The organism is Sphingomonas crusticola (genome assembly GCF_003391115.1).
GTDB lineage: Bacteria > Pseudomonadota > Alphaproteobacteria > Sphingomonadales > Sphingomonadaceae > Sphingomonas_I > Sphingomonas_I crusticola.
The window spans coordinates 3,199,651-3,215,152 of record NZ_QTJP01000001.1; the positions used below are offsets into that span (position 1 = coordinate 3,199,651).

The window sequence follows — 15,502 nt, forward strand, 5'->3', positions numbered from 1 at the left end:
GGCCGAGGTGAAATGTCGATGCGCCTGATGTTGATTGCCGCCGCTGCCCTTCTGTCGGGCACGGCGGCCGCGGAAACCGCCAGCCCTCTGACGGTTTCCGTGCCCCTGCTGCCCATGCCGGCTTCGATCGTGCCGAAAGCGGGGGCGTTCGCGCCGGCGGGCAGCACTTTGTCATACGATGCCGGCGACCCCGGCGTGCGCGCCGCCGCCGATCGGCTGAATGAATTGCTCATCCGATCCAGCCTGCCGGCAATCGCCGACGGCAAGGGCCGGACGATCCACCTTCGGCGGGATCGCACGGTTACTGGCGGCGAGGCCTACAAGCTGGATGTGACGCCCAGGGGGGTCACCATCCGGGCCTCGACCGACACCGGTCTATATTATGGCGCGGTCACGCTCTGGCAGCTGATCCAGCAAGCCGGCCCCGGCGGTACGATCTCCGCCATGACGATCGACGACGCGCCTGCATTCGCCTGGCGTGGCGTGATGCTCGATTCCTGCCGCCATTTTCAGCCGCCCGCCTTCATCAAGGGGCTGATCGACCGGATGGCGTTGGATAAGCTCAACGTGCTGCAATGGCATTTGACCGACGACCAGGGTTGGCGGTTGCAGATCGATCGCTACCCCCGCCTTACCGAAGTCGGGGCATGGCGCCAGGAAGCCGGCGCGGCTGGTCTCGACGCTGCGGGCAATCCGGTGCGCTATGGCGGCTTCTACACCAAGGCCGAGGTTCGCGAGATCGTCGCTTATGCCGCCGCGCGCCACATCACGATCGTGCCCGAGATCGAGATGCCCGGCCATGCCAGTGCCGCGATCGCCGCTTATCCGGAACTGGGATCCTCCCCAACGCGGCTGACCCAGCCGAGCAACGATTGGGGCATATTGCCCAATCTGTTCAGCACCGAGGATGCGACCTTCACCTTCCTGGAAAATGTGCTCGACGAGGTGATGGAGCTGTTCCCCTCGCGCTACATCCATGTCGGAGGGGACGAGGCGACCAAGGAGCAATGGGCCGCCAATCCGCGCATTCAGGCCAAGCGTACCGCGCTCGGCCTGACCAGCGACGACAAGCTGCAGGGCTGGTTCACCGCGCGGATCGGCGCCTACATCGAAAAGCGTGGGCGGCGCCTGATCGGCTGGGACGAGATATTGCTCGGCGACGTGCCGCAGACGGCCACGATCATGTCGTGGCGCGGCATGGATGGCGCGATCACGGCTGCGAAGGCGGGGCATGACGCAGTGCTGTCGCCGGCGCCGGACCTGTATCTCGACAATCGCCAGAGCGATTCCGCGGATGAGCCGCCCGGCCGCGGGGCAATCATCGACTGGAAGAAGCTGTATGCTTTCGACGTGGCGCCGCCGGCGCTGACCGTGGATGAGCGTAAGCATCTGCTCGGCCTGCAGGTCAATGAATGGACCGAGCATGCCCGGACCACGGATTATGTGGAGCGCATGATCTGGCCACGTGCGGCGATCCTGGCGGAACTCGGCTGGTCCAAGCCCGAGACGCGCGACTGGGCCGGCTTTGCGCCACGGCTTGCCGCCGAGCTTGGCCGTTATCAGGCGCTCAAGCTGGGCTATGATGTGACGCCGCTCGTGCCGCAGGCCAACATCAGCGGCACACCGGGGGCGCTCAAGGTATCACTGCGCCAACAGGCAGGCATTGGTACGATCCGCTATACCACCGATGGGACCGCGCCGACTGCGGCTTCACCGGCCTATCAGGCACCGATCGATACCAGCGGCATCCTGACGGCACAGGCTTTCCTCGACGCCCGGCCATTGGGCGTGGCGAAGAGCTTCCGCGTCGATGCAGCAAGCCTGTCCACGCGCGACGGGGCGCAGCTGGAGCTGTGCGCGAACAAATTGCCGCTGCGGCTGGAGGATGACGGCCCCGCCGCCGGGCCGCGTGCAATCCATTGGGTCGATATCATGCAGCCGTGCTGGCGCTGGCGCGGCGCTCCGCTCGACGGGGTGAGCAAGGCGACGGCGGTGGTCGGCAACGTGCCGTTCAACTTCTCGATCGGCGACGCGATCAACCATATCACCTTCCGCAAGCCGGAAACGCCTGCGGGTGAGCTGGAGATCCGGCAGGACGATTGCGACGGCCCGGTGATCGCGAAGCTGCCGCTTGCGCCTGCCGCGGCGAATAGCGGCGTCACGACGCTCAGCGGCGCGGTCAAGGCAGGCGGTGGCACGCGCGACCTTTGCATCACCTTCACGCAAGATGCGCTCAATCCGCTGTGGGTGATCGATAAGTTGACGCTGGCGCCGGATCAATGACGGTCGCAATCGCCAGTCCGCTGGCCGGTTGGGTTACCGCACTCGACGATGTTCCCGATCCAGTGTTCGCTGGACGGATGCTGGGCGATGGGGTGGCCATCGATCCGACCGAGGGCGAGGTGACCGCTCCGGGCCCGGGCGTGATCGTCACGCTCAACCCGTCGCGCCATGCCGTGACGATCGAGCTGGACAGTGGCGTACAGCTCCTGATCCACATCGGGATCGATACGGTGGCGCTCGCTGGTGCCGGCTTCACCGCCCACGTCACCGAGGGCCAGCGCGTTGCGGCGGGCGAGGCGCTCATCAGCTTCGACATGGATTATCTCGCGCGCCACGCGAGAAGCCTGATCACGCCGGTAATCGTCACGCGCGGCGAGGGCGTTTCGGGCAGTACGGAACGATTGGTGGCGGGCGGCGCGGCCTTGCTCGAAGTGCAGGCCACCACCGGGACCTCAGCCAGCGACCAAGCGGTTCAGACCAGTTCGCGGAGCCTGCGGCTGCCGCTCAAGCACGGCCTGCACGCCCGCCCGGCGGCGCGCATCGCGGAACTGGCGCGCGGCTTCGAGGCAAGCGTGGAACTACGCACGCAGGATGGCAGGACCGCATCGGCATTGAGCCCGGTGGCGATGCTCGCGCTGACGCTTGCCCATGGCGCGGATGTCACGGTTTCGGCCGGTGGAGCGCAGGCGGAAGCGGCGGTGGCGGCGATCGTCGACTTGATCGAAAGCGGCATGGGGGAATTGGCGGCGGTCGCCTCCGATGCAGCGACGATGCCGATGGCTGCCTTTGTCGCTGAGCCTGAGCCTGAGCCAGCCGCCGCGCCGACCGGGACACTGCGGGGCGTCACGGCCGCGCCCGGTTTCGCCGTGGGGAGGAGCTTCCGCTTCGATCCTTTGGCGGTGCCGGCGCCAAGTGCGCGCGGCAGCGGCATAGGGGAGGAGCGCGCGGCACTCGAGACGGCGCGCAGTGTCGTGCGGGACTATCTGCGGCCGCGGTCGCTGGGGCAGGGCGCGGCCGCGCAGGTCGCGCAGGCCCATCTCGCCTTTCTCGACGATCCGGCGCTGCTGGGCGAGGCGGAGAAGGCGATCGCGGCAGGCGCCTCGGCCGGGCAGGCGTGGATCGGGGCCGGCAAAGGATTTGCGGCCGCGCTCGCGGGCGGCGGCGATCGCTTCGCCGAACGGATCGACGATCTGCGCGACGTGGAGCGCCAGGTCCTCGCGGCATTGGCGGGCGAGGAACTCGACCGCGCCGTGCCGGCGGGGGCGATCCTTATCGCGCGGGAAATTCTCCCTTCGCAATTGATGGCGCTGGCCGATGCCAGCGTCGGCGGCATCTGCACGGCCGAGGGCGGGCCTACATCGCACGCGGCGATCATCGCCGCGTCGATGGGCGTGCCGATGCTGACCGCGCTCGGACGCGCGATCGAGCGTGTTGCCGACAATATTCCGCTGATCCTCGACGCCAGCAAAGGCATCGTCATCATCGACCCCTCTCCCGCCGCCCAAGCAGCGGCCGCGGCCGAGCAGGGTGCGCGCGACAGGGACGGGGCGGCGGCGCGAGCCCGCCAGCACGAGGCCGCCGTCACGCGCGACGGCAAGACGATCGAAGTCTTCGCCAATCTGGGATCGTTGGCCGATGCGCAGGCGGCCGTGCGCGAAGGCGCCGAAGGATGCGGCCTGCTACGCACGGAATTCCTATTTCTCGACCGGCCGAGCGCTCCCGACGAAGAGGAGCAGCGCGCGGCTTATCAGGCGATCGCGGACGCGCTCGATGGCCGCCCCTTGATCGTGCGCACGCTCGATATCGGTGCCGACAAGCCCGCACCCTATCTGCCGATGCCGGCGGAGGAAAACCCCGCGCTGGGTGTGCGCGGCTTGCGGCTGGGGCTCGCGCGGCCGGAATTGCTGAGGACGCAATTCCGCGCGTTGATCGGTGTCGATGCCCCTGGTCTCAAGATTATGCTGCCGATGGTTGCAAGCGCGAGCGAGCTCACCGAAGCACGGGCGATCCTTGATCGCGAAGCCATCGCGATGGGCCGCGCGGCGCCGCCGCTTGGGATCATGGTCGAGACACCGGCGGCCGCGTTGATTGCCGATACGCTCGCGGCGGATGCGGCCTTCTTCTCCATCGGCAGCAACGATCTCAGCCAATATGCGCTGGCGATGGACCGCGGCAATGCAGGGACCGCCGCCGGGCTCGACGCGCTCCATCCGGCGGTGTTGCGGCTGATCCGCGCGACGGTGGATGGCGGCGCCCGGCATGGCCGATGGACTGGCGTGTGCGGCGGCGTCGCGGCGGATCCGCAAGCGGTCGCGATCCTCGTCGGCCTGGGCGTGACCGAATTATCGGTGCCGCCGGCCGCCGTTGCCGAAATCAAGCAGATCGTTCGGCGGATCGATATGCAGGGCGCGATGATCCTCGCCGCCCGCGCCTGCGATGCGGCGAGCGCCGCTGTCGTGCGCGAGCTGGTTCGTGCCTTCATGGGAGGCCTAGCGTGAAGTTCTCGCTGGAATCGCTACAGCCGCTCGGGCGCGCGCTGATGCTGCCGATCGCGGTATTGCCCATCGCCGGTCTGCTGCTGCGCCTCGGCCAGCCGGATTTGCTCAACCTGCCGTTCGTTGCGGCGGCGGGTGGCGCCGTGTTCGACAATCTCGGCCTGCTGTTCGCGGCCGGGATCGGCGCGGGGCTGGCCAAGGACGGCAATGGCGCGGCCGCGCTTGCCGGTCTGGTCTGCTTCCTGATCGCCACGCGCGGTGCGGCGACCCTGTTGCCGGTGCCGGCCGAAGTGATTGCGGGTTTGGCCAAGGAGGCGGCGGATCTCGCCAGCGAAGCCTACCGCACCAAGGCGATCGACAAATTGTCGGTGCCCGTCGGCATATTGTCGGGCCTTGCGGCGGGGGCAGCCTATAACCGCTATTCGGCCATCAAATTGCCGGACTATCTTTCCTTCTTCGGCGGCCGCCGCTTCGTGCCGATCGTATCGGGTTTCGCCGGGCTGTTCCTCGCTGCAATCGTCGGCTTCGGCTATGCGCCAATCGCCGCAGCGGTCGATGGGCTCAGCCGCATCGTAATCCATTCGGGCATGGTCGGGCTGTTCCTCTACGGCGTGTTCAACCGGCTGCTGATCATCACCGGCCTTCACCATATCCTCAACAACGTCGTGTGGTTCATCGTCGGCGATTTCCATGGCTCGACCGGAGATTTGAAGCGCTTCTTCGCGGGCGATCCGGCCGCCGGCAGCTTCATGGCAGGCTTCTTCCCGGTGATGATGTTCGGCCTGCCCGCGGCATGCCTGGCCATGTATCGCGCGGCCTTGCCCGAGCGTCGCAAGGCAGTGGGCGGCCTGCTGCTGTCGATGGCCTTGACCGCTTTCCTCACCGGCGTGACGGAGCCGATCGAGTTCAGCTTCATCTTCCTGGCGCCCGCTTTGTACGCGGTGCACATGCTGCTGACCGGTGCTGCTTTCGTGGTGATGGACCTGCTCGGGGTGAAGCTGGGCTTCACCTTCTCGGCGGGTGCGCTGGATTATGTGCTCAACTTCACCAAGGCGACGCGGCCGTTGCTGCTGCTGCCGGTCGGGCTGGCATATTTCGGCATTTACTATGTCGCGTTCAGCTTTGCGATCCGCCGCTTCAACCTGAACACGCCTGGCCGCGAGACGGAGGCGATCGCCGCGCCGGTCGCCGCGGGTGATCGCGGGGCTGCCTTTATTGCCGCGCTCGGCGGATCGTCCAACCTCTCGAGCATCGATGCCTGCACCACGCGGCTGCGGCTGCTGGTGGTAAATCAGGCGAATGTCGATGAGCCGCGGCTCAAGGCGCTTGGCGCGCGGGGCCTGCTACGCCCCAGCGCGCAGGGTCTCCAGGTCGTGCTGGGGCCGATTGCCGACCAGGTTGCCACGGAGATGCGCGCCGCCGCCGGGACACTCGCTGCACCCGCTCCGACACCAGGGCAGCAAGCGGCAATCCCCGTCGCGCAGGTCGATGCCAGATCTTGGCTCGCTGCGATCGGAGGGCGTGACAATCTGCTCGAGGCAGGCGCAGCCTCGAGCCGTGTCTGGCTAAAGCTGCGGGATGTCGACCGGATCGATGCCGCCGCACTGCAAGCGCTGGGCACGCGGGCGATCGCGGTGCCCGCCGACGGCATCGTTCACCTGATCGTCGGCGCGGATGCTATCCCGCTCGCGGCAGCCCTGCGTCAGTAACCGCCGCGCGCGATCGGCCGATCGAGGAGCGGCGCGACCGGCGCAAGTTGCCCGGTATAATTGCGCCACCGTCCGACCGCCCGGTTGTGGAGCGGCTCACGCACCTGAGCATAGCTTGGCGTCGGTGCATGGCGGCGGCTTTGGTGGAATGCGGTCTGCGCGGGCTCTGGAGGAAGGCCGATAAAGCCCATCAGCCTCGCGGTCTCGACCTTCTGGTCGGCTATGAAGCTTTCGTAGCGAAATGCGTAAGGGGCGATACCGGCGGAAAGATATCGTTCGGTGAGGTCTGACACGGATGCCAGATGGCGCGCGGCGTCTTCCAGCCGATACGTGCAGTGCAAGCCGTGCGTCATGTCGTGCTGCATCGCCGACACCAGAATATCGCGGGGGTCGCGTTGAACCGCAATCAGCGGTGCCGCAGGGCAAGCGAGGCGCAGCAGCGGCAGGTAGACTTCGTTGAGCGGCATCTTGTCGGTGAAGAAGTCCGCGCCTTCGGCAAGCAGCCCGTAGGCCTCCGCCTGTGCGAGGTAGAAGTCGCGTATGCGTGTGACGATGCCGGCGTCATCCTTCAACTGCTCGAGCGCGGCCGGAAAGGGTAGACCCGTCCATCCCTGGATGAGCGTCGGCAGTTCGGCCACGAACGGCAATTCCCCTCCGGCGCGAATCCGCGAATGGCTGGCCAGCACCTGCTCCGTCATTGTCGTTCCCGAACGGGGGAAGCCGAGAATGAAAATCGGCTGGGCAACGTCGTTACGCGTGGGCGCCGGGGTAAGCTCGCTCAGCCGCGCGGCAAGCGCGGCCAACGTTTCGAAGTCGCGCGCAACCGCTTCGGCGGCGTAGACGTGCCCCCGGGCCTGCGCGAGTTGCGCCTTCGCTTGCACCGCGTCGCACCACGCCTCGTCATAGCGGGCAGCGCGGTCGCGCAGCCGCGCGCGCAGCAGCAGCGGTGTGCCGGAGAGGTCGGCAACGGCATCAAGCAAGGCGAGACCGGCGCGCCATTGCCGGGTGCGGCTGAGCAGGTGAGCGCGCTGGGCCGTGACGTCGCGCCCCTCGCGCCGTGCAATGGTTTCCGCGCGGTCCAGCAAGGAAGCCGCCCGATCGAACTCGTCACGCTGCTCGGCCAGTTCAGCCAGATGCACGAGGGGCGCGAGCATGTCCGGCGCGGCGGCAATGGCATCCTGCAGGAGAGGCTCGGCTTCCCCAAGCTTGCCCTGTCGCATGAGATTGCGGCCGAGATTGGCGAGAAGCTGGGGGTGCCGCCCGGCCAGCGCGATCGCGCGATGAAGGTGATGTGCGCCCGGTACCAATATTTCGCGCTCGGACAGCAACGCGCCGAGCATGGCATGGGCTTCAGCATGGCTCTCGTCCACCGCCAGCGCGGCGCGCAGCACATGCTCGGCCTCGGGCCTGCGCCCGCCTGCCAGCAAAAGCCGGGCAAGGTCGCTGCGCGGCCACTGCCGGCCAGGCGCCAGCATGATCACGCGGCGGAGAGTGGCTTCCGCATTCGGCCGATCGTTGCGGGCTTGCTGGCAGAGGAACAGGATTTCGAGCGCGTCGATATCGTCGGGGGATTGCCGCAGCGTCTCGCGCGCCAACGAATCGGCCACTGCATATTGCCCTTGGCGAACGGCTGCACGGGCGTTCGCGAGCCGGTTCTGATCCGCTGCTTGCACCCCCCAGCCTATCGCGCATTGAAGCGATGGAACAGCGCGCACGGAGAGCGCTCGGTATTTCCGTGACTTATGGAGCATGACGCTAGACGCGAGACACAATCTTCACTATATACCGCCCGGTATGGAAAGCGTTCTCTCTTGTCTCACGCCCAAGGGGCGTCCTCGTGAATTCGATATTGACGAGGCGCTGACCGCGGCGCTGCGGGTTTTCTGGCAGCGCGGGTATGAAGGCGCCTCGATGGCCGAGCTTACCTCTGAGATGGGGATCGCCAAGCCCAGCCTTTATGCCGCGTTCGGCAATAAGGAAGAACTCTTCAAAAAGGCGCTCGACCTCTACGAGCGTGAGAAGATGGCTTATATGGCCGAGGCGCTGAAGGAGCCGACATCACGCAGGATGGCGGAGCGGCTTTTGATGGGCGCGCTCGAAATGCAGACCAGCAGCTGCAACCCCAAGGGATGTCTTGGCGTGATCAGTTCGGTCGCATGCGGACAGGAACCGTCGCCGATCCGGGACTGCGTGATCGAACGCCAGAAATCCTCCCGCGACGCGCTGATTTCGCGACTCGAGGAGTATAAGGCAGAGGGCGATTTGCCTGCGGACATCGAGCCGGAAGCGCTGGCACGCTACATGACCGCGGTGCTGCAGGGGCTGTCAGTACAGTCCGGTACGGGGGCTTCTGCGCAGGAACTCAAGAGCTTAGTCGATATGGCGATGCGCACCTGGCCGGGGCGTTGACATAAAAAAGTACTAAGCGGTATAAAAAGCCGTTGACGCGTCGCAGCAGAGCGTTATATACCGATCGGTATTGAAGTGGCGAACCGTAAAGGAGCCGCCTGAATGAAGAACCCGATCCAGTAATCCGCAGGCTCCGGCCCGCCCCAACCAACAGTAAAATCGACCGACGCGAGCAGCGTATCCGCTCGCCGTCGAGGACTTGCGCCGCCCGCCGGCGAACCTGGCCGCATTCCTGCGGCTAGTGAGTGAGTGCGGCTGCCTTGAGAAGATAAGAAGGGAAAACATCATGGCTTATCTCGATCACGCATCCGCCTTCGCGATCGCCGGTGCGCATTCCGTGCCGGCACCGTGGGCTGCCCAGGATGAAGGCAAGGTCGATTTCAGCCCGCTGGAATGGACCGTCATCGCCCTGTCGCGGCGCGACAGCATTTCGAGCCTAAGCACCCCCGGACCCATTGCCCGTGCGCTTGGCAGCCTGTTCGGACTTGGCCGTGAATCCACGCTGGCCGACCCGCGGCTCGAAGCTTTGCGTCGGGTTGCCGTCCATGCCTGGCGCCGCGGCTACACGCTGCCCGTGTCCGAGATCAAACGCTTCCTCGCTGCCGGTTTCTCGACCGGCCAATTCGAAACCTTGCTCGCCAGCGTCGCTTCGAAGCGCCTCGAGCGTCGCCGGAGTTCCGCGGCATGAACATGCTTACCCACGACATCCACGCCGATAAGGATGCCGAAGCGCGATCAGCCCGATCGCGCTCGGTGCGTAACGGCAGCGTCGCGGTCGTCGCAGCCCTGCTGGTTGCCGGCGGAGCCTGGAAATTGACGCATCAGGCCCCGGCTGCGGCCGCTCCGCCGCCGGCCAACGTCACGATCGCCAGCCCGCTGGCGCGCGACGTCCGCGCCTGGGACGATTATGTCGGGCGCTTCGCGCCGAGCAAGACGGTCGAGGTCCGGCCGCGCGTTTCGGGCCAGGTCGTCGGCGTTCACTTCAAGGACGGCGACATCGTCCGCCAGGGCCAGTTGCTGTTCACGATCGACCCGCGCCCGTTTGCGGCCGCGCTGGCCGAAGCCCGTGCCAATGGCGCCAGTGCGCGCAGCACGCTGGCACTGGCCCGCGCCGACCTCGCCCGCGCCAACCGGCTGGTCGGCGACGAGGCGATCTCCGCCGGAGAAGTCGATGCCTTGAGGGCGCGCGTACAGGCCGCCCAGGCCGCGGTGGCGGCGGCCGATGCCCGAACGCGGGATAAGGCATTGGATGTTGAATTCACGCAGGTACGCGCGCCGATCTCAGGCCGCATCTCCGATCGTCGCGTCGACGCCGGCAATCAGGTTGCGGGCGGCGAGGGCACGGCGGGAAGCCTGCTCACCACGATCAACGCGCTCGATCCGATCTACTTCTCGTTCGATGGGTCGGAGGCGTTGTTCATCAAGGCGCAGCGGGCCCGTGCCGCCGGTACGGCTGCATCGCCGGTGGAAATTCAATTGCAGGACGAAGCGGGCTATCGCTGGAAGGGCAGGCTCGACTTCACCGACAACGGCTTGGATCCTCGATCGGGCACGATCCGGGGGCGGGCAGTATTGCCCAATCCCAATTACTTCCTGACGCCGGGCATGTTCGGAAACATGCGTCTGGCGAGCGGTGGCACGCAGCGCGCATTGCTGGTGCCGGATTCCGCCATCCAGACGGATCAGGCGCGCAAAACTTTGCTGGTTGTCGGCAAGGACGGCAAGGTCGCCGTCAAACCGGTGCAGCTCGGCCCCGTCGTCGACGGGTTGCGCGTCATCGCTTCCGGCATTTCGCCGACCGACAAGGTCATCATCAGCGGAACGCAAATGGCGCTGCCCGGCATGCCGGTCGATGCCCATCCCGGCAAGATCGCGCCCGAAGCGGGTGCCGATGCGACGCCGTCCGCCATCGCTCCGGCCGCAGCCCAAGCCACTTTCGCCCGCTAAGCCGGACCAACAGGACAAAGATCATGCGCTTTTCGCGCTTTTTCATCACGCGGCCGATCTTCGCCGCGGTGATCGCGATCGCGATCACCATCGTCGGCGCGCTTGCCTATTTCGCGCTGCCGATCTCGCAATATCCGGACATCGTGCCACCGACCGTAACCGTGACCGCCAATTATCCGGGCGCAAGCGCGGAGACGGTGGCCGAGACGGTCGCCGCGCCGATCGAGCAGGAGATTAACGGCGTCGACAACATGCTGTACCAGTCGTCGCAATCGACCGGCGACGGCAAGCTGGTCGTCACCGTCACCTTCAAGATCGGTACCGACCTCGACGCCGCGCAGGTGCTGGTCCAGAACCGCGTCGCGGTCGCCGTGCCGCGCCTGCCGGAAGAAGTTCAGCGGCTTGGCGTCGTCACCAAGAAGACTTCGCCCGACTTCCTGATGGTCGTGAACCTGATCTCGCCCGACGACAGCCTCGATCGCGGCTATATCTCCAACTACGCCCTGACCCAGGTGCGCGACCGCCTGGCGCGGATCGACGGCGTCGGCGACGTGCAATTGTTCGGCAGCCGCGACTTCTCGATGCGCGTGTGGATCGATCCCGGCCGTGCGGCGGCATTGGGCCTGACCGCGGGCGACATCGTGTCGGCGCTGCGCGCGCAAAACGTGCAGGTCGCTTCCGGCGCGCTAGGGCAGCCCCCTTATGACACGGGCCAGGCCTTCCAGCTCAACGTCGAGACGCAAGGCCGCCTGACGGATCCAAAGCAGTTCGGGGACGTGGTCGTCCGCACCGATCCCGATGGACATCAGGTGCGTGTCTCCGATGTCGCACGCGTCGAGCTCGGCGCGCAGGATTACGGCACCAACACCTATCTCAGCGGCAAGCCGACCGTGATCGTCGCCGTCTTCCAACGGCCCGGATCGAACGCGCTCGCCGCCGCCGAAGGTGTCTCCGCCGCGATGAAGGAAATGTCGGGCAAGTTCCCGCAGGGTCTCGCCTATCGCGTGATCTACAATCCGACCGAATTCATCTCGCAGTCGATCGACGCGGTGAAGCATACGCTGGCCGAGGCGATGATCCTGGTCGTGCTGGTCATCCTCATATTCCTCCAGAAGTGGCGCGCGGCGATCATTCCGATCGTGGCCATCCCGGTCTCGCTGATCGGGACCTTCGCGGTGCTGGAGGCGGTCGGCTATTCGCTCAACAACCTGTCGCTGTTCGGCATGGTGCTGGCGATCGGCATCGTCGTCGATGACGCCATCGTCGTGGTCGAAAATGTCGAGCGGAACCTCGAACGCGGGCTCACGCCACTCGAGGCGGCGCGAACGTCGATGGACGAGGTTTCGACGGCGCTGGTGGCGATCGTGCTGGTGCTGTGCGCGGTGTTCGTGCCGACCTTGTTCCTGAGCGGTCTGTCCGGCGCCTTCTATCGCCAGTTCGCGGTCACGATCTCGTCGGCAACGATCATTTCGCTCGTCCTGTCGCTTACGCTTTCCCCGGCGCTTGCCGCAATCCTGCTCAAGCCGCACGCGGCGCAGGACGAAGGCGGCCCACGCTGGCGGCGTGCGATCCGCACTGCGGGCGGCCGGTTCAACCGTGGGTTCGAGCGGCTTAGCCAGGGCTATGGGCGCCTGACGCACCGGCTGGTGCTGCGGCCGGGTCGCATGATGCTGGCTTATGCGGGCTTGATCGCGCTCACCGTGGGCGTTTTCTGGGCCACGCCGACCGGCTTCGTGCCGGCGCAGGATCAGGGCTATTTCCTGACCGTGATCCAGCTGCCGCCCGGATCCTCGATCGCGCGCACCGATGCCGTGATGAAGAAGGTTGCCGCGCGCATCCTGCCGCTCAAGGGGGTCAAGGGTTCGGTCATGCTCGCCGGCTTCGACGGGCCGTCGCAGACTCTCGCCCCGAACACTGCCGCGGCCTACGTCCCGTTGATGAGCTTCGAGGAGCGCAAGAAGCTCGGGGTCTCGCTCGGCAGCATCATGGGCGAAGCGCAGAAGGCGACCGCCGACATCACCGAAGCCCGGCTGCTGATCGTCCCGCCGCCACTGATCCAAGGTATCGGTTCCGCCGGCGGCTATCGCATCATGGTCCAGGACCAGGGCGGCCACGGCTATAACGACCTTGGCGCCGTCAGCTATGGTCTGATCGGCCAGGCCAATCAGACCAAGGGCCTGAAGCAGATCTACACCTTCTTCGCGACCAACACGCCGCGCATCTTCGCCGATATCGATCGGCGCAAGGCCGATCTGCTGGGCGTGCCGCCGGAACGCGTGTTCGAAGCTTTGCAGGTCTATCTCGGCTCGGCGTTCGTCAACGATTTCAACCTGCTCGGCCGCACCTATCGCGTCACCGCGCAGGCTGACGCGCGGTACCGCAACACGACCGCCGACATCGCCAACCTGAAGACGCGTTCGAATTCCGGCGCGATGGTGCCGATCGGATCGGTCGCAACCTTCAAGGACAAGACCGGGCCGTATCGCGTAACGCGCTACAATCTCTTCCCGGCGGTCGAGGTTGATGGCGACACCGCACCGGGCACGTCGTCGGGCGAAGCGCTCAAGACTATGGATGCGCTGGCCGACAAGACTTTGCCTGCGGGCTACGGTCACGAATGGACCGGCATCGCCTATCAGCAGAAGGCGGCCGGCAGCACGTCCGCGCTGGTCTTCGCAATGGCAGTGGTGTTCGTCTTCCTGGTGCTGGCGGCGCAATATGAAAGCCTGACGCTGCCACTGGCGATCGTCTTGATCGTGCCGATGTGCCTGTTGGCGGCGATGACCGGCGTGAACCTGCGCGGCATGGACAATAATGTCCTCACGCAGATCGGGCTGGTCGTGCTGATCGCGCTGGCGGCGAAGAACGCGATCCTGGTGGTCGAGTTCGCCAAACAGGCGGAGGAAGAACAGGGCATGTCGCCGGTCGATGCCGCGGTCCATGCTGCGCGCACCCGCCTGCGGCCGATCCTGATGACCAGCTTCGCGTTCATCCTCGGCGCAGTGCCGCTCGTGATCGCCAAGGGGGCGGGCTCGGAACTCCGCCAGGCGCTCGGCACGGCTGTCTTCTTCGGCATGATCGGCGTGACCGGCTTCGGCCTGATTTTCACGCCGACCTTCTACGTTGTCTGCCGCGCATTGGGCGATCGCTTTGCCCGTCGCCGCGGCGGCCAGGCCGGCAGCCTCGCGCTGCAGCCGGCCGAATAAGGAAAATGTCATGACTTTCGTCAAATTGCTTCCGGCCGTCTCGGCACTGGCGCTGGTCGCCTGTTCGGTTGGCCCGAATTACGTGCCGCCTTTGCCTGCGGCCAATGCACAGGCGCCTCTACTCACGGCCAGTGCGCCGGTCAGCGACGCGCAGACGCCAGGTCAGTGGTGGAAACTCTACGACGATCCGGTGCTCGACGGACTGGTCGGCGATGCGCTGGCCGCCAACACCGACATCCGGGTGGCAGTGGCGCGGCTGGATCGCGCCAAGGCGTCGCTGCGCGGCGCCCGTTCCGACCTGCTACCGCAGACCACACTCAGCGCCAGCCCCGCTTACGGCCGACTGCCTTCCGATCAGCGCCTGCCGGGGACGAAGCGTAACGACTGGCAGGTCGATGCCGGACTGGACGTCTCCTACGAACTCGACCTGTCCGGCCGTGTACGGCGCGAGATCGAAGCCGCGCATGGCGATGTCGGCGCCGCGGCAGCCGATGTCGACGCCGTGCGGGTTTCGATCGTCGCGGAGACGATCGGCGCTTATGTGGAAGCCGCCTCGGCCGCCGAGCAGATCAAAGTAGCGCAGTCGATCGTCGCGTTGCTCGATCATTCCGTTGGCATCACACAAAAGCGCCTGGATGCAGGGCGGGCGGAGCGGCTGGATGTCGTTCGCCTCGCGACGCTCGCGGATCAACGCAGGGCCGAAATTCCGCCTCTGATCGCCCAGCGCGAAGCGGCACTATATCGCCTGGCGATGCTCACCGGGCGCACGCCGGACGCATTGCCGTCGGTCGCGACCGCGCGCGACACGACCCCAGAGATTCGTCAGCTCATCCCGGTGGGAGACGGCGGGACTTTGCTGGCGCGGCGTCCCGATGTCCGTGCCGCCGAACGACGGCTCGCAGCCAATACAGCGCGGATTGGCGTCGCCACGGCCGACCTTTATCCGCGCATCGTCCTCGGCGGCTCGATCGGCCAGTCGAGCACGGGTTTCTCGAATTTGTTCGGCGGCGGCCCATTACGCTGGCTGTTGGGTCCGCTGATCAGCTGGAATTTCCCCAACCAGTCGGCCGCACGGGCCCGCATCGCAGAGGCGAGGGCGGACCGCGATGGATCGCTCGCTTCTTTCGATGGCGCAGTGCTGCGTGCGCTGCAGGAGACCGACACCGCATTGTCGGCTTATGCCCAGTCGCTCAACCGCCGTCAGGCGTTGAAGACCGCGCACGACGATGCGGCGCGCGCATCGCGGATCGTGCAGGCGCGTCAGCGTGAGGGGCAGGTCGATTACCTGACGCTGATCGACGCAGAACGCACCGACGCCGAAGCTGCGGCTGCGTTGGCCCAGTCACAATACGCGGTCGCCTCGGCGCAGGTCGATCTGTTTCGCGCACTCGGCGGCGGCTGGCAGGAGGCCGGCACCGACGCGGGTGGTGGATGGGCTGGCAAATAGATGCGG

The 15,502-nt window shown here is 66.4% G+C and carries 9 protein-coding genes; 8 read left to right on the top strand and 1 reads right to left on the bottom strand.

The features are described 5' to 3' along the window. The first annotated feature begins 18 nt into the window (after nucleotides 1–18). Genes DX905_RS15115 through nagE form a run of 3 tightly spaced genes read left to right on the top strand, consistent with a single transcriptional unit; the run spans nucleotide 19 to nucleotide 6,487 of the window. Complete coding sequence (locus DX905_RS15115) at nucleotides 19–2,283, top strand: family 20 glycosylhydrolase (protein ID WP_240320885.1); 2,265 nt, start codon at nucleotides 19–21, stop codon at nucleotides 2,281–2,283. After that, nucleotides 2,280–4,781 (top strand): phosphoenolpyruvate--protein phosphotransferase, encoded by a 2,502-nt coding sequence (gene ptsP, locus DX905_RS15120; RefSeq protein WP_116092074.1) that lies wholly within the window; start codon nucleotides 2,280–2,282, stop codon nucleotides 4,779–4,781. Before DX905_RS15115 ends, ptsP begins: the two co-directional genes overlap by 4 nt. After that, nucleotides 4,778–6,487: an N-acetylglucosamine-specific PTS transporter subunit IIBC gene (nagE, locus tag DX905_RS15125; protein ID WP_116092076.1), complete on the top strand. Its 1,710-nt coding sequence runs from the start codon at nucleotides 4,778–4,780 to the stop codon at nucleotides 6,485–6,487. The genes ptsP and nagE overlap by 4 nt, the downstream gene beginning before the upstream one ends. Here the strand turns inward: nagE and DX905_RS15130 are convergent. Next, nucleotides 6,481–8,094, bottom strand: coding sequence for a tetratricopeptide repeat-containing sulfotransferase family protein (locus DX905_RS15130; RefSeq protein WP_240320886.1), 1,614 nt, complete (start codon nucleotides 8,092–8,094; stop codon nucleotides 6,481–6,483). The genes nagE and DX905_RS15130 overlap by 7 nt on opposite strands. 187 nt (nucleotides 8,095–8,281) lie before the next feature. On the opposite strand from DX905_RS15130, the gene DX905_RS15135 reads away from it, so the two are divergent. From DX905_RS15135 to DX905_RS15155, 5 genes are all read left to right on the top strand, one after another. After that, on the top strand, nucleotides 8,282–8,896 hold the full coding sequence (locus DX905_RS15135) for a TetR/AcrR family transcriptional regulator (RefSeq protein WP_116092078.1): 615 nt from the start codon (nucleotides 8,282–8,284) through the stop codon (nucleotides 8,894–8,896). 286 nt (nucleotides 8,897–9,182) lie between these two features. Next, entirely contained in the window at nucleotides 9,183–9,584 is a 402-nt protein-coding gene (locus DX905_RS15140; protein WP_116092079.1) for a hypothetical protein, read from the top strand. Next, nucleotides 9,581–10,843 (top strand): efflux RND transporter periplasmic adaptor subunit, encoded by a 1,263-nt coding sequence (locus DX905_RS15145; protein WP_116092081.1) that lies wholly within the window; start codon nucleotides 9,581–9,583, stop codon nucleotides 10,841–10,843. Before DX905_RS15140 ends, DX905_RS15145 begins: the two co-directional genes overlap by 4 nt. Nucleotides 10,844–10,866: 23 nt before the next feature. Then, nucleotides 10,867–14,049, top strand: a complete 3,183-nt coding sequence (locus DX905_RS15150) for an efflux RND transporter permease subunit (RefSeq protein WP_116092083.1) — start codon at nucleotides 10,867–10,869, stop codon at nucleotides 14,047–14,049. 10 nt (nucleotides 14,050–14,059) lie between these two features. Then, nucleotides 14,060–15,496 (top strand): efflux transporter outer membrane subunit, encoded by a 1,437-nt coding sequence (locus DX905_RS15155; RefSeq protein ID WP_116092612.1) that lies wholly within the window; start codon nucleotides 14,060–14,062, stop codon nucleotides 15,494–15,496. Nucleotides 15,497–15,502: the final 6 nt, after the last annotated feature.

What these genes read in the sequence shown, in the direction of transcription:
- ptsP (WP_116092074.1), top strand. Translation starts at nt 2,280, where the DNA reads ATGACGGTCGCAATCGCCAGTCCGCTGGCCGGTTGGGTTACCGCACTC.
- DX905_RS15155 (WP_116092612.1), top strand. Translation starts at nt 14,060, where the DNA reads ATGACTTTCGTCAAATTGCTTCCGGCCGTCTCGGCACTGGCGCTGGTC.
- DX905_RS15150 (WP_116092083.1), top strand. Translation starts at nt 10,867, where the DNA reads ATGCGCTTTTCGCGCTTTTTCATCACGCGGCCGATCTTCGCCGCGGTG.
- DX905_RS15145 (WP_116092081.1), top strand. Translation starts at nt 9,581, where the DNA reads ATGAACATGCTTACCCACGACATCCACGCCGATAAGGATGCCGAAGCG.
- DX905_RS15140 (WP_116092079.1), top strand. Translation starts at nt 9,183, where the DNA reads ATGGCTTATCTCGATCACGCATCCGCCTTCGCGATCGCCGGTGCGCAT.
- DX905_RS15135 (WP_116092078.1), top strand. Translation starts at nt 8,282, where the DNA reads ATGGAAAGCGTTCTCTCTTGTCTCACGCCCAAGGGGCGTCCTCGTGAA.
- DX905_RS15115 (WP_240320885.1), top strand. Translation starts at nt 19, where the DNA reads ATGCGCCTGATGTTGATTGCCGCCGCTGCCCTTCTGTCGGGCACGGCG.